Origin of the sequence: Mesorhizobium sp. CA4 (genome assembly GCF_020165075.1) — a bacterium.
GTDB lineage: Bacteria > Pseudomonadota > Alphaproteobacteria > Rhizobiales > Rhizobiaceae > Mesorhizobium.
The window spans coordinates 47,998-69,346 of the sequence record NZ_JAIUHK010000009.1 but is presented as its reverse complement, the minus strand read 5'-3'; the positions used below and the strand labels follow the sequence as shown (position 1 = coordinate 69,346).

At 63.6% G+C, this 21,349-nt stretch carries 16 protein-coding genes and 1 pseudogene; 7 read left to right on the top strand and 10 right to left on the bottom strand.

Features of this window, described 5'->3' with window-relative positions; genetic code table 11:
- Positions 1 to 18: 18 nt before the first annotated feature.
- Together gltA and gltX are read right to left on the bottom strand one after the other, a co-directional pair.
- On the bottom strand, positions 19 to 1,347 hold the full coding sequence (gene gltA, locus LB528_RS09850) for a citrate synthase (protein WP_224510348.1): 1,329 nt from the start codon (positions 1,345 to 1,347) through the stop codon (positions 19 to 21).
- A gap of 182 nt (positions 1,348 to 1,529) precedes the next feature.
- On the bottom strand, positions 1,530 to 2,954 hold the full coding sequence (gltX, locus tag LB528_RS09845; RefSeq protein WP_224510346.1) for a glutamate--tRNA ligase: 1,425 nt from the start codon (positions 2,952 to 2,954) through the stop codon (positions 1,530 to 1,532).
- A gap of 101 nt (positions 2,955 to 3,055) precedes the next feature.
- Here gltX and LB528_RS09840 point away from each other — a divergent pair, with 101 nt between their 5' ends.
- Positions 3,056 to 5,515 (top strand): ComEC/Rec2 family competence protein, encoded by a 2,460-nt coding sequence (locus LB528_RS09840; RefSeq protein WP_224510345.1) that lies wholly within the window; start codon positions 3,056 to 3,058, stop codon positions 5,513 to 5,515.
- Here the strand turns inward: LB528_RS09840 and lexA are convergent.
- The 6 genes from lexA to LB528_RS09810 form a co-directional block, all read right to left on the bottom strand.
- Positions 5,509 to 6,249 carry a transcriptional repressor LexA gene (lexA, locus tag LB528_RS09835; RefSeq protein ID WP_224714720.1) on the bottom strand — a complete coding sequence of 247 codons (741 nt, stop codon included), beginning with the start codon at positions 6,247 to 6,249 and terminating at the stop codon, positions 5,509 to 5,511. The genes LB528_RS09840 and lexA overlap by 7 nt on opposite strands.
- A 115-nt stretch (positions 6,250 to 6,364) precedes the next feature.
- Positions 6,365 to 7,570 (bottom strand): gephyrin-like molybdotransferase Glp, encoded by a 1,206-nt coding sequence (glp, locus tag LB528_RS09830; protein ID WP_224714719.1) that lies wholly within the window; start codon positions 7,568 to 7,570, stop codon positions 6,365 to 6,367.
- Positions 7,570 to 8,046: a cyclic pyranopterin monophosphate synthase MoaC gene (moaC, locus tag LB528_RS09825; protein ID WP_224714718.1), complete on the bottom strand. Its 477-nt coding sequence runs from the start codon at positions 8,044 to 8,046 to the stop codon at positions 7,570 to 7,572. The genes glp and moaC overlap by 1 nt, the downstream gene beginning before the upstream one ends.
- Position 8,047: 1 nt before the next feature.
- Positions 8,048 to 8,860 carry an indole-3-glycerol phosphate synthase TrpC gene (trpC, locus tag LB528_RS09820; RefSeq protein ID WP_224714717.1) on the bottom strand — a complete coding sequence of 271 codons (813 nt, stop codon included), beginning with the start codon at positions 8,858 to 8,860 and terminating at the stop codon, positions 8,048 to 8,050.
- 4 nt (positions 8,861 to 8,864) lie between these two features.
- A complete protein-coding gene (gene trpD / locus LB528_RS09815) occupies positions 8,865 to 9,875 on the bottom strand; it encodes an anthranilate phosphoribosyltransferase (protein ID WP_224714715.1) in 1,011 nt (336 codons plus the stop codon).
- Positions 9,872 to 11,767, bottom strand: coding sequence for a peptidylprolyl isomerase (locus tag LB528_RS09810; protein WP_224510333.1), 1,896 nt, complete (start codon positions 11,765 to 11,767; stop codon positions 9,872 to 9,874). Before LB528_RS09810 ends, trpD begins: the two co-directional genes overlap by 4 nt.
- A 142-nt stretch (positions 11,768 to 11,909) precedes the next feature.
- Between LB528_RS09810 and tpiA the strand changes: the two genes are divergently transcribed.
- The 5 genes from tpiA (at position 11,910) to LB528_RS09785 (ending at position 17,222) form a co-directional block, all read left to right on the top strand.
- Positions 11,910 to 12,677 carry a triose-phosphate isomerase gene (tpiA, locus tag LB528_RS09805; protein ID WP_224510331.1) on the top strand — a complete coding sequence of 256 codons (768 nt, stop codon included), beginning with the start codon at positions 11,910 to 11,912 and terminating at the stop codon, positions 12,675 to 12,677.
- Between the two features lie 302 nt (positions 12,678 to 12,979).
- Positions 12,980 to 13,492: a preprotein translocase subunit SecG gene (secG, locus tag LB528_RS09800; RefSeq protein ID WP_224510328.1), complete on the top strand. Its 513-nt coding sequence runs from the start codon at positions 12,980 to 12,982 to the stop codon at positions 13,490 to 13,492.
- A 211-nt stretch (positions 13,493 to 13,703) separates the two neighbouring features.
- Positions 13,704 to 14,822 (top strand): L,D-transpeptidase family protein, encoded by a 1,119-nt coding sequence (locus tag LB528_RS09795; RefSeq protein WP_224714713.1) that lies wholly within the window; start codon positions 13,704 to 13,706, stop codon positions 14,820 to 14,822.
- Positions 14,823 to 15,016: 194 nt separating this feature from the next.
- Positions 15,017 to 16,654 carry a CTP synthase gene (locus LB528_RS09790; protein ID WP_318012291.1) on the top strand — a complete coding sequence of 546 codons (1,638 nt, stop codon included), beginning with the start codon at positions 15,017 to 15,019 and terminating at the stop codon, positions 16,652 to 16,654.
- A gap of 22 nt (positions 16,655 to 16,676) precedes the next feature.
- A complete protein-coding gene (locus LB528_RS09785; RefSeq protein WP_224714711.1) occupies positions 16,677 to 17,222 on the top strand; it encodes a DUF1697 domain-containing protein in 546 nt (181 codons plus the stop codon).
- Positions 17,223 to 17,345: 123 nt separating this feature from the next.
- Here the strand turns inward: LB528_RS09785 and LB528_RS09780 are convergent, their stop codons facing one another.
- On the bottom strand, positions 17,346 to 18,803 hold the full coding sequence (locus LB528_RS09780; protein ID WP_224714710.1) for an NCS1 family nucleobase:cation symporter-1: 1,458 nt from the start codon (positions 18,801 to 18,803) through the stop codon (positions 17,346 to 17,348).
- Positions 18,804 to 19,102: 299 nt separating this feature from the next.
- On the opposite strand from LB528_RS09780, the gene LB528_RS09775 reads away from it, so the two are divergent.
- Positions 19,103 to 19,405, top strand: coding sequence for a DUF982 domain-containing protein (locus tag LB528_RS09775; RefSeq protein ID WP_224714709.1), 303 nt, complete (start codon positions 19,103 to 19,105; stop codon positions 19,403 to 19,405).
- Between the two features lie 229 nt (positions 19,406 to 19,634).
- On the opposite strand, the pseudogene LB528_RS09770 reads toward LB528_RS09775, so the two are convergent.
- Positions 19,635 to 20,954: pseudogene (locus LB528_RS09770) on the bottom strand (PQQ-dependent sugar dehydrogenase); the annotation flags it as partial.
- Positions 20,955 to 21,349: the final 395 nt, after the last annotated feature.

The following is a 21,349-nucleotide window of genomic DNA, read 5'->3' as shown; positions in this document are numbered from 1 at the left end:
TTGCCTACTCACTATTCCCTATCTCTTAGCAATCGGCACGTAATCGCGTTCTGTCGCGCCGGTGTAGAGCTGGCGCGGGCGGCCAATCTTTTGGTGCGGATCCTCGATCATTTCCTTCCACTGGGCGATCCAGCCGACGGTGCGCGCGACCGCGAACAGCACGGTGAACATGGTGGTGGGGAAGCCGAGCGCCTTCAGCGTTATACCGGAATAGAAATCGACATTCGGATAAAGCTTCTTTTCGATGAAGTACTCGTCGGTCAGCGCGATCTTCTCCAGCTCCATCGCGATGTCGAGCAGCGGATCGTCCTTGATGCCGAGCTCGCCCAATACCTCATGCGCGGTCTTCTGCATGATCTTGGCGCGCGGATCATAGTTCTTGTAGACGCGGTGGCCGAAGCCCATCAGCCGGAACGGGTCGTTCTTGTCCTTGGCGCGGGCAATGAACTCCGGAATGTGATCGACATGGCCGATCTCGCCCAGCATGTTCAGCGCCGCTTCGTTGGCGCCGCCATGCGCGGGACCCCACAGGCAAGCGATGCCGGCGGCGATACAGGCGAAGGGGTTGGCGCCGGAAGAGCCGGCGAGGCGAACCGTCGAGGTCGAGGCGTTCTGCTCGTGGTCGGCATGGAGGATGAAGATGCGCTCCATCGCGCGCGCCAGCACCGGATTGATCTTGTACTCCTCGCACGGCACGGCAAAGCACATGTGCAGGAAATTGGCCGCGAAGCCGAGATCGTTCTTCGGGTAAATGAAGGGCTGGCCGATATGGTATTTGTAGGCCATCGCCGCGATGGTCGGCATCTTGGCGATCAGGCGCATCGAGGCGACCATGCGCTGATACGGATCTGAGATGTCGGTCGAGTCGTGATAGAAGGCCGACAACGCGCCAACCACGCCGCACATCACGGCCATCGGATGTGCGTCGCGGCGGAAGCCGGTGAAGAAGCGCGACATCTGCTCGTGCACCATGGTGTGGCGCGTAACGCGATAGTCGAAATCTTCCTTCTGGGCCTTTGTCGGCAATTCACCGTAGAGCAGCAGGTAGCAGACCTCGAGGAAGTCTCCATGCTCGGCAAGCTGGTCGATCGGATAGCCGCGATGCAGCAGGATGCCGGCATCGCCGTCAATGAAGGTGATCGCCGACTCGCAGCTCGCTGTCGACGTGAAGCCGGGATCGTAGGTGAAGGCGCCGGTGGTGCTGTAGAGCGCGCCGATGTCGATGACGTCAGGCCCGGTCGACCCGCTTCGCACCTTGAATTCATGCGTCTTGCCGGCGAGTTCGAGCCTGGCGGTCGACTCGTGCGCTTTGCCGCCAGATCCCAGTTTTGTCGCAGCTTCGCTCATTCCCAAACTCCTTTATGTTTCCTCATGCCGGCAAGGCAATTCCTGCAAACGACACGTCGAAATCACCGGAATGCGCGAACTCGCCACCGCATTTTAGGAGGTGCGTGCCAGATTGGGCCAAGGCCTAATGTTGCACTGCGAAACACACCTTTCAATGCCAATCTTCTTGGGCCAGTTCGCTCCTAATCGATTTGATCTGCAATCCTCGCCAGGCTTTCCTTGGGGCCCAGCACGGCCAGCACGTCGAACACGCCGGGCGAGGTGCTGCGCCCAGTCAGCGCGGCTCTGAGCGGCTGGGCCACCGCCCCGAGCTTGTGTCCGCCGGCCTGCGCAAACTCGCGGATCGAAGCCTCCGCCGAACTGGCGCTCCAGTCGCCTTGGATGGAGGACAACGCGCCATGCGCGCCGCGCAGAATCACGCGCGCATCCGCGTTGAGCAAGCTCGCCGCCTTCTCGTCGAGAGGCAAGGGCCGCTCGGCGAACAGGAAACCCGCGCCATCGACCAGTTCGACCAGGGTCTTGGCCCGCTCCTTGAGGCCAGGCATGGCGGCAAGCAGCTGTGCCTTGCGCCTTTCATCGAGCTTTGCTGCGAGCGCCGGGCCGCCTTCGAGATAGGGCAGAGTGGCGACGAAGATGTCGAACAGCGCGCGATCGTCCATCTTGCGCATATGCACGCCGTTCAGCGCCTCGAGCTTGGCGAAGTCGAAGCGGGCCGCGCCCTTGTTGACGTCGGCGATGTCGAACCAGGCGATCATGTCCTTGATCGACATCACCTCGTCGTCGCCATGGCTCCAGCCGAGCCGCGCCAGATAGTTGAGCAGGGCCTCCGGCAGATAGCCCATGGCGCGATAGGCCTCGACGCCCAGCGCGCCATGCCGCTTCGACAGCTTGGCGCCGTCGGCGCCATGGATCAGCGGGATGTGCGACATCGATGGCACCGCCCAGCCCATGGCGTTATAGATCACCGTCTGGCGCGCGGCGTTGGTCAGGTGATCGTCGCCGCGGATGATATGCGTAACGCCCATGTCGTGGTCGTCGACGACGACGGCATGCATGTAGGTCGGGTTGCCGTCCGAACGCAGGATGATGAAGTCGTCGAGATCCTTGTTGGGAAATCGCACCTCGCCCTGCACACGGTCCTGCACGACCGTCTCGCCCTCGGTTGGCGCCTTGATGCGGATTGCGCCCTTGACGCCTGCCGGCGCCTCGGACGGATCGCGGTCGCGCCACTGGCCGTTGTAACGCGGCGGCAGGCCCTTGGCTCTAGCTGCCTCGCGCATTGCCTCCAGCTCCGCCGGCGTCTCATAGCTGTAATAGGCCTTGCCCATGCGCACGAGCTCCTCGGCTACCTCGCGATGGCGCGGCGCGCGCTCGAACTGCGAGACGGCGTCGCCGTCCCAGGAAAGCCCAAGCCAGGTCAGACCGTCGAGAATGGCGGCCGTGGCGGCCTCGGTGGAACGCTCGCGATCGGTGTCCTCGATGCGCAAAAGCATCGTGCCGCCGGTGTGCTTGGCATAAAGCCAGTTGAACAACGCCGTGCGCGCCCCGCCAATATGCAGGTAGCCTGTAGGCGAGGGGGCAAAACGTGTGACGACCTTGTCGGACATTGAACTCTCGAAGAAGCACTGAAACGGCATATTTCGCGCGGGCTTTCGCGCGGTCGGCGTTCATGTAGCATAGGCGGTCTGGGGCGCAAGGGGCAGACCCGATGGCTGGACGTGGCCGGGGTGCGGAGGAGGGCAGGGGAACGACAGCTGGCGTCAGCGAGCGCCTGATGTTTGCCCATGCTGCGCCCGCCGAAGACGCGCCGCTTTCGCTTCCGGAACTCCATCCACCCGCCGAGCCGTCGCCGCCCGGTGGCGGTGCGCTGCAGCCAGCCTCGCCAACAGCTATCGCCGACAGGATCCGCAAACAGCTTGGCCGCGTTTCGCCTCCTGCGCTGCGCCGAAGCGTTGCCGTCGCTGCCGCGACCGAACTCGACCGTGGCGCCGGCTTTCTGCTGGTGCCGGTGTTCCTTGCAGCCGGCGTGATCTACTATTTTTCGCTGAGCACCGAGCCGGACCTCTACAGGCCGCTTGCGGCAGTGGCTCTGATGGCTGTCTGCGCGGCGGTGTCGCGCTCCTGGCAGAGAACGCATCTTCTCTTCATGGCGACGCTTTTCTGCGCCCTGGGCTTTCTCGCGGCCAAAGTGGAGACCTGGCGGATGGCGACCCCGATGCTTGGGTCCGAAATCCAGACACGGCTGACGGGCCGCCTCGTCGTCGCCGAGGCGATGGCCAACGGCCGCGTCCGGCTCACCATCGATCTGATTTCAACGGAGCGTCCGAAGCTGCGCTACGCGCCGGACCGCGTCAGGCTGTCAGCGCGCAGGATCCCGCCCGGCATGACGGCCGGATCGATGCTGACCGGCTATGCCAAGCTGCTGCCGCCGACGGGCCCGGTGCGGCCGGACAGCTACGACTTTTCCTTCGACAGCTACTTTGCCGGCATCGGCGGCAGCGGCTTTTTCCTGGGCGATCCGAAGCTGATTGCGCCGGTGGAGGCACCCTTTGGAGCGCGCGTCGCATCGGCAGTCGAAAACGCGCGCGAAGGGATCGCCGATCACATCAGGAGCAGCATCGGCGGGTCCGAGGGCGAGATCGCAGCGGCGCTCATCGTCGGCGTGCGCGCCGGCATTCCGGAAGCGATCAACGAGTCGATGCGGCGCACAGGCATCTATCACATCATCTCGATCTCCGGCCTTCACATGGCGCTGGTCGCCGGCACGATCATGGTGCTTTTACGCGGCGCCTTCGCGCTGTTTCCGGATTTCTCGTCGCGCCGACCGGTGAAGAAATATGCCGCTGGAATCGCGCTGATCTCGATCGCCGCTTACCTCGTCATCTCCGGCATCGTGGTGGCGGCCGAACGAAGCTTCATCATGCTCGCCGTAATGCTCGCGGCCGTGCTCTTCGATCGCGCGGCGCTCACCATGCGCAACCTGGCGATCTCGGCCATTGCCGTTATCCTTGTTTCGCCGCACGAAGTGGTCGGCCCGAGCTTCCAGATGTCCTTCGCCGCCACCGCCGCCCTGGTCGGCGCCTATGCCGGCTTTGCGGACTATCGCGCCGGCAAAACGATCGCGCCGCCGGCAAAGCGTTCGTTCCTCGGGTTCCTGTCGCGAAAACTGGCGGTTGGCGTGGGCGGCGCCGCCGTGACGTCGCTCATCGCGGGGAGCGCGACATTGCTGTTTGCGATCTGGCATTTTCAGCGCGTCTCGCCACTCAGCCTGCTCGCCAATCTGGCGGTCATGCCGATCGTCTCGCTGATCGTCATGCCGTTCGCGGTGTTGAGCGCGCTGGCCATGCCCTTCGGCTTCGACGGGCCGTTCCTCTATGTGATGGGCAAAGGCCTGACGGCAATGATCGCCATCTCGGCATGGATCTCCGAGCGCTCACCGGTCGACGCCGTCGGGCTGATCTCGATCCAGTCGGTGCTGCTGGCGACGATCGCGCTGGTCATCGCGACGATGGCCACCACCTGGCTAAGGCTTGCCGCTGTTCCCTTCGCGCTTGCCTCACTGCTGGCCATTCCGCATGTCCGCACGCCGGATGTGCTCATTTCGGAGGACGCGCATCTGGTGGCGATGCCGATCGGCGGCGGCGAGCTTGCCGTCAATCGCGCACGCTCCAACGAGTTCACCACCGACAACTGGAAACGGGCGTTGAGAGCCGAGGACATCGTGCCGCCGGAGACGTTCGCCCAAGATGCGCTGGACATCGCCGACCCCGTCGACCTGCCGCCCGGCTCGCCCTTCTACTGCACAGGTGATCTCTGCATCGGCCGGCATCCGTCCGGCGCCATCGTCGCGCTCGCCGAAAACCGCGACAGCGCCCGGCCGGCCTGCGGCTTCGCCGACCTCATCGTCATCAACGACGCCACGGCCTACAATCCTTGCCGCGATCCGCGCGTGCTTGTCGTCACCAAGCGGCAACTGGCGCGCGACGGCAGCGCCGCTGTTTTCTTCGATCTGCAATCGGCAACCGCGCCGCCGACTATTCGCTACGCGGTCGAAGAACCATACCGACCCTGGCACGAGCAGCGGAAATACGCACGCGAGGCAAGAGGACTGCCGCCCTATCAAAAGCCTGAGCGGGCGGATGCGAAACCTTCGCAATCGGATCAGTAGCGGCGGATCAGCCCGACAAGCTTGCCCTGCACCTTCACCCGATCCGGCCCGAAGATGCGGGTTTCGTAGGCGGGGTTGGCCGCCTCCAGCGCGATCGAGGCACCCTTGCGGCGGAAGCGCTTGAGCGTCGCTTCCTGGTCGTCGACCAGTGCCACCACGATCTCGCCCGGGCTTGCCGTGTTGGCGTTGCGGATGATGACGGTATCGCCGTCGAAGATGCCGGCCTCGATCATCGAGTCGCCCTTGACCTCCAGCGCATAATGCTCGCCGCCGGCGATCATGTCCGGCGGCACCGTGATCGAATGCGTCTGGTGCTGGATGGCGTCGATCGGCACGCCGGCGGCGATGCGGCCCATCACCGGAATGGACACGGCAGAGCCGGCATCGTCATCATTGCTCGGCGCCGGGGCGCGCGACGGCGCCGCCGGCTTCACCTGACGGCTGAGATTGTTCTGACCCAGGCTGCCTTGAATGACGCTCGGCGAAAACTTCTTCGCCGCGTTGAGGCCGGGGGCGATCGAATCGGGCAGGCGCAGCACTTCCAGCGCGCGCGCCCGGTTCGGCAGCCGGCGAATGAAGCCGCGTTCCTCCAGCGCCGTGATCAGCCGGTGGATGCCGGACTTGGAGGCGAGGTCGAGCGCTTCCTTCATCTCGTCGAAAGACGGCGGAATCCCGCTTTCCTTCAGCCTTTCGTGGATGAACATCAGAAGTTCATGTTGTTTGCGCGTCAGCATGGCGGCCCCCACGGGTTCTGAAACCAGAATCAGAAAACAAACCCAGAACAAACACTATCTGTTCCAGTTGTGTTCCGCAACCGTTTAAAGTTTAGTGAATTTGTTGACGATTTGTTCAGCGTAACATCAGCACGCTGCATTCGGCGCCGGTCTCTGCAGCCGGCGCGAAGGGCTCGCGCACGATCAGGCCGTTGGCCTCGGCGAGCGTCCTGAGCATCGAGGAGTCCTGGATGCCGAAGGGAGTCGCGACCAGGGCGCCGGCTTCCTCGCGCACGGAGGCGCGCACATAGTCCTGCCTGAGGTCGTTGGCCTGCATCGCGGCGCCCAACCGGGCCGCTCGCAGGTCCTGCCGGTGGTCGCGGCCGCCGAGCCGGGCAAGCAGCGGCTTCAGGAAGAGTTGCGAGCAGACGATGCTGGCTACCGGATTGCCGGGCAGGCCGATGCAGCGGATATTGCCAAGCCGGCCAAACATCAGCGGTTTGCCGGGGCGCATGGCGATCTTCCAGAAATCGAGCTTCATGCCTTCGCCGGTCAGAACGTCGTGGATCAGGTCGTGATCGCCGACCGAGGCGCCGCCGAGCGTGACGATGACGTCGGCGTTCGCCTCGACCGCTTTCCGGACCAGCGTGGCGATGGCCTCCTTGCGGTCGGCAGCGATGCCGAGATCGAGCACGCGCGCGCCGACCGACTGGGCGGCGGCGGCAACGCCATAAGCATTCGATGAAATGATCTGGTCGGGGCCGAGCGTGCTGCCCGGCGGCAGCAATTCATCGCCGGTGGCGATGATCGCGACCAGCGGCCGGCGCACGAGGTTCAAGGCAGAATGGTTGGCCGAGGCCGCCAGCGAAAGGGCCGCCGCGTCGAGCACGCGGCCCTTTTCGAGCAGCACGTCGCCCTGAACGAAGTCGAGCCCGCGGCGGCGCACATTGCGTGCTTCCGCGGTCGGTTGCGTCACCTCGATCCTGCCATTGCCGAGATCGCGGACGTTTTCCTGGATGACGACGGTGTCGGCGCCTTCAGGCAGTGGCGCGCCGGTGAAGATGCGCACGGCCTGGCCTTTTCCGACGGCTCCGGAGAAACCGCGTCCGGCGGGCGCCATGCCTATGACCTCGAGCCGCGCCGGCGCCGCGGCAACATCGGCCGAGCGCACGGCATAGCCATCCATCGCGGAGGCGTTAAAGGGCGGCTGCGTGCGCAGTGCGACAACCGGTTCCGCCAGGACCCGACCGGCCGCGTCCGCCAGCGGAACGCTCTCGCCCGGCAATGGCGTCGCGTCGTCGAGCAAGCGTTCGAGCGCCTCGGCGACCGGCACCAAAGCCATCAGGCATCCACCTTGTAGTCGCCGGACTTGCCGCCGGTCTTCTCGACCAGCCGGATACCGGAAATCACCATGCCGCGGTCCGCAGCCTTGGCCATGTCGTAGATGGTGAGGCAGGCGACCGAAGCGGCGGTCAGCGCCTCCATCTCCACGCCCGTCTTGCCGGTGACACGGGCGAGCGCGGTAACCTTAAGACCGGGCAACGAACGGTCTGGCTCGATCTCGACGGCCACTTTGGTGAGAAGCAGCGGATGGCAAAGCGGGATCAGCTCATGCGTCTTCTTCGCCGCCATGATGCCGGCGATGCGCGCTGTGCCCAGCACATCGCCCTTCTTGGCGTCGCCAGCGAGAATCATCTCCAGCGTTTCAGGCTGCATGGTGACAACGCCTTCGGCGATCGCCGTGCGTGTCGTCTCGGCCTTGTCGCCGACATCGACCATGTTGGCTTCGCCTTTGGCGCCGAGGTGGGTGAGGGCCATTTCAGATGGCCTCGGCCGCTGCCTTGCCCGTGAGCAGCAATTTCGTCGCCGCGGCCACATCGGCCTGTCGCATCAGACTCTCGCCGACGAGGAAAGCGCCGATGCCGGTCTTCTGCATCCTGAGGCAGTCCTCGTGCGTGAAGATGCCGCTCTCGCTGACCAGCAGGTTGCCGCCCGGTACCATTGGCGCCAGCCGCTCGGAAGTCTCAAGGTTGGTCTCGAAGGTCCGCAGATTGCGGTTATTGATGCCGATCAGCCGCGAGGACAATTTTAGCGCGCGCTCCGTTTCGGCCTCGTCATGCACCTCGATCAGCGCGTCCATCCCGAGCTCGAAGGCGGTAGCTTCCAATTCGCCCGCCAAGGCATCGTCCACGCTTGCCATGATGATCAGGATGGCGTCTGCGCCCCAGGCCCGTGCTTCGTAGACCTGGTAGGGGTCGAACAGAAAATCCTTGCGCAACGCGGGCAGGGAAACCGCCTTGCGCGCATTGGTGAGAAATTCCGGAGCGCCCTGGAAAGACGGGGTGTCTGTAAGCACCGAAAGGCAGGCGGCGCCACCTTTCTGGTAGGCCTGTGCCAATGACGGCGGGTCGAAATCGGCGCGGATCAAACCCTTGGAAGGGCTGGCCTTCTTGATTTCGGCGATCAGGCCGAAGCTCCCCGCTCTGCGCTTCGCCTCAAGCGCCGCCAAAAAACCACGCGTCGCATCGGCATCCTTTGCCCGTGCCTTGATCTCGGCCAGCGGTACCTTCGCCTTCGCCGCCGCGATCTCGTCGCGCTTATAGGCTTCGATCTTGCGCAGGATGTCCGACAAGGCCTTATCCGTTCGAAATCTCGACGAGCTTGTCCAGCACGCCAACCGCGCGGCCGCTGTCGATCGCTTGCGCCGCCGCGGCGATGCCGTCGGCCAGCGTCGTTGCCTTGCCGGCCACGACCAGCCCGGCGCCGGCATTCATCAGCACCGTGTCGCGATAGGCGCCGGCCGCTCCGCCCAGCATATCGCGCAGTTCCTTGGCGTTGTAGGCCGCGTCGCCGCCGCGCAGCTCTTCCCTGGTGTGGCGCTTCAGCCCGACGGCTTCCGGCGTCAGGGTGAAGCTGCGGATCTCGCCGCCGGCAAGCTCCGCCACCTGGGTCTCGCCCGTCGTGGTGATCTCGTCATAGCCATCGCCATGGACGACCCAGGCGTGATCGGCGCCCAGCGCCTTGAGCGTCTCGGCCACCGGCATGATCCATTCCGGCAGGAAGACGCCGACCATCTGGCGGCTGACGCCGGCCGGGTTCGACAGCGGTCCGAGCAGATTGAAGATGGTGCGGGTGCCGAGCTCGACGCGGGTCGGTCCGACATGCTTCATCGCCGGATGATGCGCCGGCGCGAACATGAAGCCGACGCCGGCCTCGTGGATGCAGCGGCCGATCAGCTCCGGCGAGATGTCTATTCTGACGCCCAGCGCCGTCAGTACATCGGCCGAGCCGGTCAGCGAGGACAGGCCGCGATTGCCATGCTTGGCGACCGGCACGCCGGCGGCGGCGATGACGAAGGCCGAAGCGGTCGAGATGTTGACCGAGTGCGAATTGTCGCCGCCGGTGCCGACGATGTCGATGGCGCCGTGCGGCGCCTCGACACGCAGCATCTTGGCGCGCATCGTCGCGACCGCGCCGGATATCTCGCTCACGGTCTCGCCGCGCACGCGCAGCGCCATCAGGAAGCCGCCGATCTGGCCGGGCGTCGCATCGCCCGACATGATGATGTCGAACGCCTCGCGGGCTTCCTCGAAGGAAAGCGCGGTGCCGGTGGCGACCTTGGCTATGTGTGTCTTCAGCGCGCTCATCGTGTCTGTGCTTGCGAAACGGCGTTCGGATCGATGCGAACGGCATACTGCGACTGCAGCTGCGCCACCAACTGGTCGAGCAGGTCGTCGGACATGCCGGCGCCGAAGGACTTCTGCGCGTCTTCCGGCACCGCGCTGCCATCGGCGCCTGCCGGCTCGAAGACCTCGGCGACCTTGAACAGGATCTGGCCGTCGCCGGTGGGCGAGGGGATCAAACCGGTGCCGCCTTCGCCGACGCCGAACATCGCCGCGGCGCCCTCCTTGCCGAAATCAGCATCGTCGGCTTCGCGCTTCAGACCACGCTTGGTCTGTTTTTCGAGCTTGAGCTCGCCGGCGATGGCGTCGAGCGTGGTGCCGGCCTTGAGGCGCTTCTCCAGTTCCTCAGCCTTCGCGTTTAGCCGCTTGTCGGTCTCTGCCTCAGTCCAGTCGGCCACGACCTTCTTGCGGACTTCGTCCAGCGTGCGGTCGCGCGCCGGCGTGATCGACTGCACCTCGTAGAAGACAAAGCCATTGTCCGCGGTGGTCAGGCCCTCATTCTCGGTATTGGGCTCGGCCGCGAATACCGATTTGATCAGTGCGGCCGATTCCGGCAGGTCGTTGACGATCGTGCCGTCCGGGCGCTGGCCGGTCCGGTCGATGGCGTCGATGGTGACGACCTTGAGCTTCAGCTTCTCGGCGGCCTGGGCAAGCGAGGCGCCCGAGGCGCGGGTGTCCTCATAGCTGTCATGAACATCGAGCAGGATGCGGCTTGCTTCGCCGAGCGCCAGGTCCTTGCGGATCTGGCCGGACACTTCCGAAAGCGGCTTCACCACCTGCGGCTTGATCTCTGTAACGCGCAAGAGCACTGGACCGAAGGCGCCCTGAACGACCGGGCTCACCTCATTGGCATTGAGGGAGAAGGCCGCATCGGCGACCGCCTTGTCGGCGATCTTGTCCTTCGACAGCGTGCCCAGCAGCGTGTCGGCCGGCGTCTTGCCTTCGGCGGTGATGAGCTTGTCGAAAGTGGCGCCTGCCTTCAGCGAATCGTAGGCGGCCTTCGCCGCATCCGGCGTCTTGAACACCAACTGCTCGATGGTGCGCATTTCAGGCGTCGTGTAGCGCGCAATGTTTTTCTTGTAGTCGTCGCTGACCTGCTGGTCGGTCACGGCGGACGGATCCGCGATGTCCTGAGGCTCCAGCCGGACATAGGAGAATTTGCGATATTCCGGCGCGGCATAGTTCTTCTTGTTGGCGTCGAAATAGGCATTGAGGGCGCTGTCGGACGGCGCCTCGATTGGCTGCACCAGCGTCTTTGGCAGCACGAGATAGTCGATTGTGCGATCCTCGCCGCGGTAGAGCGAGACCGCCTTCAGGAAGGTCTGCGGCACCTTGAGACCGTCGGAAATCGCCTCGACGATCTGCTGGCGCACAGCCACCTGCGCGCGGTTCTTGAGGTAGTCCTCAGGCCGCATGCCGAGCTGGCGCAGGAGATACTCGAAAGTCCGGCGATCGAATTGGCCGCTAGGTCCCTTGAAAGCCGGATCCTCGCGCGTCAGATCGGCCAGCCGATCCTTGGAAAGGCCGAGCCCGAGCTTGCGCGCCTGCTCGTCGAGCACGGCGCCCGAAACGAGCTGCGCCAGGACCTGGTTGTCGACGCCGAGCAGCTTGGCCTGTTCCTGGGTGACGCGCTGGCCATATTGCTGCGACAGAAGGCTGAGCTGGCGGTCATAGGCGAGGCGGTACTCGTTGATCGAGACCTCCGTGCCGCCGGCGGTTATCACCGCGTGATGACCGCCCAGCACGCCTCCCACCATGCGCGTGGTCGCGCCCCAGGCGAGGAAACTCACCACCAGCAAGGACAGCAACGCCTTCGCGACCCAAGTGCCTGCCGCGCTTCTCAATATACCAAGCATGCATACTTCCGATTTTTGCGCATTTTCGCCTGCGCCGAGTCTGAAACAAGCGCAATAGCGCCCTTCCGGCCCACTGTCGATTGCTTTGTGACCTGATTTTGGTAGTGAGGGCGCTGCTAATGTCGCTCGGAGAACGCGCCCCATGACCCCTGGAATCCGCCCGCTTGTCGCCGGCAACTGGAAAATGAACGGCACCAGCGCCTCGCTCAACGAGTTGCGGTCGATCGGCAACGGTTTCATGAGCGGGCTCGACGCGGAGACCGAAGCGCTGGTGTGCGTGCCGGCGACCTTGCTCCAGCGCGCCGCCGAGATCCTGTCGCGCACGCCGGTGCGAGCCGGCGGAGAAGATTGTCATCCCAAGGAGAGCGGCGCCTTCACAGGCGAGATTTCGGCCGAGATGCTCAAGGATGCCGGCGCAAGCCACGTGATCGTCGGCCATTCCGAACGCCGCGAGCTGTTCGGCGACAATGATGCGATAGTCAATGCCAAGGCATCGGCCGCCTGGCGGGCAGGGCTTGTGGCGATCATCTGCATCGGCGAGACGCGCGCCGAGCGCGAGGCGGGCGCCACGCTCGATGTCCTGTCGCGCCAGCTCGAAGGGTCGGTTCCGACCAGCGCTACCGCGGCGAACACCATCATCGCCTATGAGCCGGTCTGGGCGATCGGCACCGGCCTGACCCCGACCGCGGCCGACGTCGCCGAGGCGCATGCGCATATCCGCGGCAAGCTGATCGGGTTGCTCGGTGATGCCGCGGCCAGGATGCGCATTCTTTACGGCGGCTCGGTCAAGCCTTCCAATGCAGTGGAACTGCTCGGGGTCGAGAATGTCGACGGCGCGCTGGTCGGCGGCGCCAGCCTGAAGGCGGCCGACTTCCTGGCGATCGCGGAAGCTTATATGAACATCTCCTAGCCTGCGTTGATATTCAGGTGATGCCGGCCTGCGAACGATGGTTTCCTGCGCTTCCGGTGCTCACGTACTTCAAGTACGCTCCGCTCCGGTTCTCGGAAACACCGTTTTCGGCTCGGCCTGACCTGAATCTCAACACACCCTAGCCCGTCTGCCAGACTCGCGCGGCATAAATCGTTGTATTGGCCGCATTGCTTCCCATATTCCCGGCCACGGGCTTGGAAATGCCGCCAAAGCATTGTAAGGAGCCGCCTCCAAAACACCGGTCGTATGCGCGGCAGCGCTTGGCCTCGCCAGGATAAATTATGGAAACCGTACTGATCGTCATACACCTCATGGTCGTGCTCGCCCTTGTCGGCGTGGTGCTGCTGCAGCGCTCCGAAGGCGGCGGCCTGGGCATCGGCGGCGGTTCCGGCTTCATGACCGCGCGCGGCGCCGCCAACGCGCTGACCCGCGCCACCGCAATCCTGGCGGCGGCCTTCTTCGTAACCTCGCTGGCGCTGTCGATCCTTGCCCGCTACGGCGAAAAGCCGATCGACATCCTCGACCGTCCGGCGACGTCCAGCCAGGGCAACGGCGTGCTCAACCAGCTGCCGGGTTCCAATGGGCCGGTGGGCACTTCCAAGCCTGCGGCTCCGGCCGGCAGTGCGGCTCCGTCGGGCGGCACGACGACGACCGCGCCACTCGCCAATGGTACGACCGCGCCGGCCCCGGCAACGACGCCCGCTCCGGCCGCTCCCGCGCCCGCGAATCCGGCCACGCCGCCGGCAAACAATGGCGTCGCCCTGCCGGTCACCCCGCAGGTTCCGAACCAGTAGCCGGACAAGCAGCGGGCCGCGATCTGTGGTTCTTTGAACACAGTCGCGGCAAATGCGCGCCCGATCACGAAGATTCAACCGGGCGTAGCGCCTGCCTCAGCTTGAGGCGATGACGGCTAATCGATTATAGAATGCGCGCGGCACTATTCGGCGTCCTTGGGGGGCGCCGGGCGACGCCGTGGGCAACTTGCTTTAAAATCGGATCTTCGCCATGCAGCTTCGCAGCTTAATCCTTCTGGGATTCTGTGCCGTCCTCGGCATGGGTTCCTCGGCCCTTGCCGGACCGGCAAACCTGGCCACTTCTCCGTCGGTTGAGAAGACCGACGCAATTCCTGTCGCCGCCAAGAGCGACGCATCGCAGCTGAGGCTTCTCAAGAAGAAGAAAAACCCGAGCTCGGACGATCTTGCGCAGATCAGCAAGCTCGAGGCCAAGATCGCGGCCGACAAGGAAGCCGCCAAGCAAAAGGCGCTCGAGGCGCGCAAGATGGCGATGCGCGAGGCGGCCAAGGCCAAAGCGGACGCCGTGCGCCAGGAGTGGCTCGCCAAGAAGAGCGGTGGCGCCGAAGTCGCCGACGCCAAGCCTGCCAGGAAGACCGTCAAAGTAATCGAGCCGCTGACACCGGTTGCGCCGATCGCTCCGATCCAGACCGCCGAGCCGATCCCCGCCGAGGCAATGAACATCACGGCCACGGGCAACAATGGCGAGCTGCGCAGCGAAAACCCCGGCCAGAAGCAGACGAGCCGCGGCGGGCTGTTCGCCGGCCTCTTCGGTGGCGCTCAGGCGACTTCCATCAACTATCTGCCGGAAACCCGCGCGCTGGATTCGGCGCTGGCCAAGAAGGCCGCCAAGCGGCCCTTCAAGGTGAAGCCGGAATTCGTGCCGCAGGATGTTTCCTTCTCGGGCTACGAGCCGGGCACCATCGTCATCGATACCAGCGCGCGCCGCCTCTACCTCGTCGAGTCGTTCTCCACTGCCCGCCGCTATGCCATCGCGGTCGGCCGCGAAGGCCTGCAGTTCAAGGGCACGGTATCCGTCGGCGACAAGCAGGAATGGCCGCGCTGGATCCCGACGCTCGACATGCAGAAGCGCGAGCCAAAGCACTACGGCCAGTACAAGGATGGCATGCCCGGCGGAGGCGAGAACCCGCTCGGCGCGCGTGCTATCTATCTCTATGACGGCAAGAAGGACACGCATCTGCGCATCCACGGCACGATCGCGCCGCAGTCGATCGGAACCAGCGCCTCCAATGGCTGCTTCCGCATGATCAACGAGCACGTCATGGACCTCTACAGCCGCGTCAAGATCGGCACCAAAGTCGTGATCATCTGACGCTTTTCATGAAACTGCCGAAAGGGCCGGCATCGCCGGCCCTTTTGTTTTGACGCATGTTGTTTCCCAAAAACTGCTTTGCACTTTGGGCAACATGTTTCGCCAAGCCTCCCTCGGGAGCACCGACGTCATTTTGGGAAAAAGCCTTCGCGGCGGTTTTTTCTCTGGCGGAATCAATCAGGCCGCGTTAAGCGATGACTCCCATGGCGCGATATGTATTCATCACAGGCGGCGTGGTTTCCTCACTCGGAAAAGGCATCGCCGCAGCAGCTCTTGGGGCTCTTCTGCAGGCGCGAGGCTATCGCGCGCGGATCAAAAAGCTCGATCCTTACCTGAATGTCGATCCTGGAACGATGTCGCCATATCAGCATGGCGAAGTATTCGTGACCGATGACGGCGCCGAGACCGATCTCGACCTCGGCCATTACGAGCGCTTCACCGGCCGATCGGCAAACCAGCAGGACAACATCACCACCGGCCGCATCTACAAGAACATCATCGAGCGCGAGCGGCGCGGCGACTATCTCGGCGCGACGGTGCAGGTAATCCCGCACGTCACCGACGAGATCAAGCATTTCGTGCTGGACGGCAATGACGATTACGATTTCGTGCTGTGCGAGATCGGCGGCACGGTCGGCGACATCGAGGCGATGCCGTTCCTGGAGGCAATCCGTCAGCTCGGCAACGACCTGCCGCGCAACAACGCGGTCTATGTGCATCTGACGCTGATGCCCTACATCCCGACCGCCGGCGAACTGAAGACCAAGCCGACCCAGCATTCGGTGAAGGAATTGCGCAGCATCGGCATTGCGCCCGACATCCTTTTGGTGCGCGCCGACCGGCCGATCCCGAAGGAAGAGCGCAGAAAACTTTCGCTGTTCTGCAATGTGCGCGAAAGCGCCGTTATCCAGGCGCTGGACGTGCCGCATATCTACGACGTGCCTTTGGCCTATCACCAGGAGGGCCTCGATTCGGAAGTGCTGGCGGCCTTCGGCATCGACCCGGCGCCAAAACCGCGCATGGAGCCGTGGCAAAAGCTTTCCAGCCATATCCACAATCCGGAAGGCGAGGTGACCATCGCCATCGTCGGCAAATACACCGGCCTCAAGGACGCCTATAAATCGCTGATCGAGGCGCTGTCGCATGGCGGCCTCGCCAATCGCGTCAAGGTCAAGCTCGACTGGATCGAAAGCGAGATTTTCGAGAAGGAGGATCCGACGCCCTGGCTGGAGAAGGTGCACGGCATCCTGGTACCCGGCGGATTCGGCGAGCGCGGCTCGGAAGGCAAGATCCTGGCGGCAAAGTTCGCGCGCGAGCGCAAGGTACCTTACTTCGGCATCTGCTTCGGCATGCAGATGGCCTGCATCGAGGCGGCCCGCTCGCTGGCTGGCGTCGACCATGCGTCGTCGACCGAGTTCGGCCCGACCGATGAGCCGGTCGTCGGCCTGATGACCGAATGGCTGAAGGGCAACATGCTGGAAAAGCGCAGGGCCACCGGCGATCTCGGCGGCACGATGCGGCTCGGCGCCTATCAGGCCGAACTGGCCAAAGGCTCGAAGATCGCGGAGATCTATGGCGATACGCAGATTTCGGAGCGTCACCGGCACCGCTACGAGGTCAACATCGACTACAAGCAGCGGCTCGAGGATTGCGGCCTGGTGTTTGCCGGCATGTCGCCCGACGGCGTGCTGCCGGAAACGGTCGAATATCCCGACCATCCCTGGTTCATCGGCGTGCAATATCACCCCGAGCTGAAGAGCCGGCCGCTCGACCCGCATCCGCTGTTCGCCAGCTTCATTTCGGCCGCCGTGGATCAGTCTCGGCTGGTTTGAGCGACCAGCCGGCACATTGGCCATGCAAACTTATGTCGCGCTGCTCTACAGCATCATTCTTGGCGAGGGGCGGCGCATGGTCATGGCCGACCTCAAGGCAATGGCCGAGGAGCTGGGGCTGAAAAACGTCCGCACGCTGGTCGCGACCGGCAATCTGGTGTTCGAGGCGCGGGCGGGCGAAATCTCAAAGCTCGAGCAGCGGCTGGAAAAGGCCTTCGAGAAAACCTTCGGCCGTCATGTCGACATCATCGTGCGCAGCGCCGGGGACTGGCTGAAGCTTGCTGCAGCCAATCCATTCCCCGCTGAATCCGCGATCACTGCCGATCAGGTGGCGGTACGCGTGATGCGCGAGCCGGCACCGGCGGATGCCGTTGAAGCGCTCCAGGCCTATGCCGCCGGGGACGAGAAGGTGCTTTGGGTCGACGGTGACATCTGGCTTGTCTTCTCGCGCGAGCGACCGAGCTCGCGGCTGCTCGCCGCCGCCAATCATAAGCGCTTCGGCGTCGGCACGTCGCGCAACTGGAACACGGTGCGCCGGCTGGCGGAGATGGTAGGCATTAGGCCGTAGGCAGTAGGCAGTAGGCAGTAGGCAGTAGGCAGTAGGCAGTAGGCAGTAGGCAGTAGGCAGTAGGCAGTAGGCAGTAGGGTGGCATCTTCTGTTGCCTAGATCCCTACTGCCTACCGCCTTGTTTCAGGCCTTGGCGGTCCTTGCCCCGGCGCCAAGCGCCATGGTGCGCAGGACGTAGTAGACGGCGCCCGCGATCGCCACGCCAAAGAACCAGCCATAGACGCCCCACCAGGACGGCAGCCAGTTGGTGAAGTTGGGCAGGATCGAGGAGAAGATGGCGCCTATGCCGGCGGCGATGAAGGCGTTGACATGCCAGCCGCTCTGGAAACGGAACTCGCCGTCCTCGCGATAGAGCGCCTCGACGTCGACCTCGCTTTTACGGATCAAATAGTAGTCGACCATCATCACGCCGAAGATCGGTCCCATCGTCGCGCCGATGATGTTGACGAAGGAAGCGGCGCTGCCTTCCCATGGCGCGAAGGGATAGAGCACCAGGGCGATCAGCGCCGCGATGTAACCGCCCTTCTTGAAGTCGATCTGGCGCGGGAACACGTTGGAGAAGTCAAAGGCCGGCGAGACGAAATTCGCCACGACGTTGATGCCCAGCGTCGCCACGGCGAAGGTCAGCGCGGCAAGCGCCGCCAGGAACCAGCTGTCGAACTTGGCCGAGATCTGGTCGGGATGCAGCAGCACCTCATGGTAGACGTCGTAGGCGGCGATCGTGGTGACGCCGGCGACCAGCGAGAACAGGATGAGGTTGACCGGCAGGCCCCAGATGTTGCCCTTGCGAAGTGCTGCATTGTCCGGTGCATAGCGGGCGAAGTCGCAGAAGTTGAGATAGAGCGCCGAGAAATAGGTCACCCAGATCGCTGCCACCGCGAACAGGGCGGTCCAGGACCCAGGCTCGCCCGGAACGCCGGCATCCTTGGTCTTGTCCAGCAGCACATCCATCGGGATGTCGCTGGTGAAGGCGAAAGTGCCGGACTTCACGCAAAGAAAAATGGCCAGGATCAGCATCATGATCCAGACGGCCGGGCCGGCCCAATCCTGGAAGCGGCGAACGGTTTCCATGCCCTTCTGGATGATCAGCAACTGCAGCGCCCAGATGATGACGAAGCAGATCACCTCGAGCGTGGAATGACCCAGCATATGCGAGCTCTTGTTGAACTCGTCGAACCATTGCAGGCGCGTCAGCAGCGCGACGATCGCGCCCGACGCCGCAGCCGTCTGAGCGCCGTACCAGAAGCAAGCGACGATGGCGCGGACCAGGGCTGGGATGTTGGCGCCCCAGATGCCGAATGAGGCGCGGGCAAGCACGGGGTAGGGCACGCCGGTCTTCACGCCGGCATAGCCGACCAGGTTCATCAGCGCGTAGATGAACAGCGAGCCGATGCCGATGGCGATGACGAAGTTGACGAAGCCGCCGCAGAACAGAAACAGGCTGGCCGCCAGATAGTAGCCCCAGAGGCTGTGGACGTCCGAGGTCCAGACGTTGAAGATCGAAAACGGTCCCCAGTTCCTGACGGTTGCGGGAGCCAGATCCTCATTGTAGAGGTCGGGCGATGCGCCTTGAATGGTCATTGCATGTGTTCCCCTTTTGCAAAACGCGCCCTCACGCGTTTAATCGCGGAGGTTAAGCCTGACGCAGGGGAACCGGCAAGCAATCCATTTGCCGGCTTTCGCCTTAAAGATATTCAATGAGAATCGCCCTTATCCGCTGCCTTGCGGCGCGCGTCGAGCTTGAGTCGCGACGGTGCTTTCGGGGCCGGGGCGGACTGGTTCCAAACTTTTCCGACGGCAACCAAATTTGTTTGGAACTGATTCGCGATACGTGCGTTTATTGCGGTTCGGCTGCATTGCGGTCGACCGGGAGGATAATTATGGATCGCTTGCATTTCTTTACCCCAGTGCGAATTGCGCGTGGGCAGGGATACCCTGTGGAGGAAGTCGATAGCGTCTCCGAGGCGATGGTGTTCCTGCGGAAATGGCCAACGGGACGGCGCGGACCGGTTTATCAGTGCGCCCTGAATTGCTGCGCGGCGGCACTGTCGGGCAAGATGTCGGCCGAGGAAGCGCGAAAAGCCTTTGCCGGCTTTGCTCGCATTACCCGGCTGCTCGACGATGACATGGCGCTGCCGCTGGGTGGCGCGTCGATGGACAATGTCCACGCCCTGAGGCGCTAGGGGCGAGTCAGCATTTCGCAAATTGAGAACGCTGCGTCTGACCTGCGCGGCGGTCGTGTCGCGGACGTGCGTAGGTCCGTCAGAGGGCGAAGCACGGAATAATTGCAACTCCAGGCGCGTTATTTCCTTCAGACGATGCGAGTAACGCGCAGCGCGCGTAACTGGTAAAAGATGCGCTTGAACAGGTCCGATAAAGGCAGCCAGAAAGCACCGGCGCTCGACGCCCGTTCGCGCGGCTGACCCGCCAGATGACATTGCCAACGTCGTCGGCGACGAGCAACGCTCCGGCCCTGTCGACAGCAACGCCAACCGGACGGCCCATGGCTTTGCCATCACGTCCGAGAAAGCCCGTGAGCACATCCTTCGGGGACCCGCTCGGTCTGCCTCCACGGAACGGCACAAAGATTACCTTATAACCGCTGTGCACGTTTCTGTTCCATGAGCCGTGCTGGCCTATAAAAGCGCCGTTGCCGTAGGCGGGGCCGAGCGACGCGCGGCCGGAGAAGGCCAGTCCCAGCGAGGCGGTATGGGAACCCACCGCATAGTCGGGCTTGACCGCCTTCGCCACCAGATCGGGGCGTTGCGGCTTGACGCGTTCGTCGACGTTCTGTCCATAATAACTGTAGGGCCAGCCATAGAAAGCGCCGTTGCGAACTGAGGTGATGTAATCGGGCACGAGATCGTCGCCAATCTCGTCACGCTCGTTCACGGCGACCCAAAGCTTGCCGGTCTCAGGGTTCCAGGAAAGCCCGTTCGGGTTGCGCAGCCCCGATGCGAAGACCCGGATGCTGCGGCTGGACCGATCCACCTCAAGGACGGCGGCGCGGTTCTTTTCCGCCTCTATGCCGTTTTCTCCAGCGTTGCTGTTCGAGCCGACGGTCACATAGAGTTTGCTTCCGTCCGGACTTGCGATCACATCCTTGGTCCAGTGATGGTTGATGTCTCCGGCCGGCAAGTCGACTATCTTTTCTGGTGGCGTGGTTACTCGGGTCTGGCCGTTGGAGTAGGGAAAAGCGACGAGCGCGTCGGTGTCGGCGACATAGAGCTTGCCTTTGGAAAGCGTCATGCCGAAGGGCGAATTAAGGCCTTCTGCGAAAATCCGGCGCACATCGGCGATGCCGTCACCATTGGTGTCGCGCAGCAGAGTGATGCGGTTAGCGCTGGTCGTCGCCGCGCCGGCCCGCCTCATGGCCTGGGTCATGAAGAGCTTTCTGAGGCTGAAGCCATCGTCATGCTTGGCAGGGGCATTGGTTTCAGCAACAAGCACGTCGCCGTTCGGGAGCACATGCAGCCAGCGCGGATGGTCGAGGCCGGTGGCGAAGGCCGTCACTCTCAGCCCCTCCGCCGGGGTCGGCATATCACCTTCCTGCCAGCCTGTTGCTTGGGCGATGTTAACAGTCGGGATCAGCGAGGGTGTTGGTTTCGGCAGAGTGGGGTTGGGGCCGTAGCCGGCTGCCGCCGGCGTTTGCTGCACCGGAACGCTGGAGCAGCTAGCCATGAGGATAACCAATACGACCAGGACCGAGTTTCGCGGGAAGTCGGCGTACATCGGACGTCCTCCGCACGGATTGCGCCGTGGTCTTCGCATAAACGCCATCCAGCGGCGTTTTATTCCAAATTGACATCGAAAACCATGCCGCGCGGTGAATTGGAAGCATTAACACCCCTTGTTCGATTCCAAACCTACAGGAACCGGGGATCAGAAAAGGTAGCAGAAAAGATACTCGCGGTCAGCGCTTAGTTGAGTGGAGAGGTGTCTGCTTCTGCACCCGGAATGGTGGCGGAGGAGGTTGGAAATATAAGGGATAAGTCTGGCCAGAGATTCCGCAACTTAGGGGTCAGGCTGATCGAGGACGCCACAAGGGCGCTTGACCAGCCTGCTCCTGTCCGCGACCAAAAGAGCGGACCGGCGCGAAGATGCGATAGTTGCGCCCAGTCAGTCGC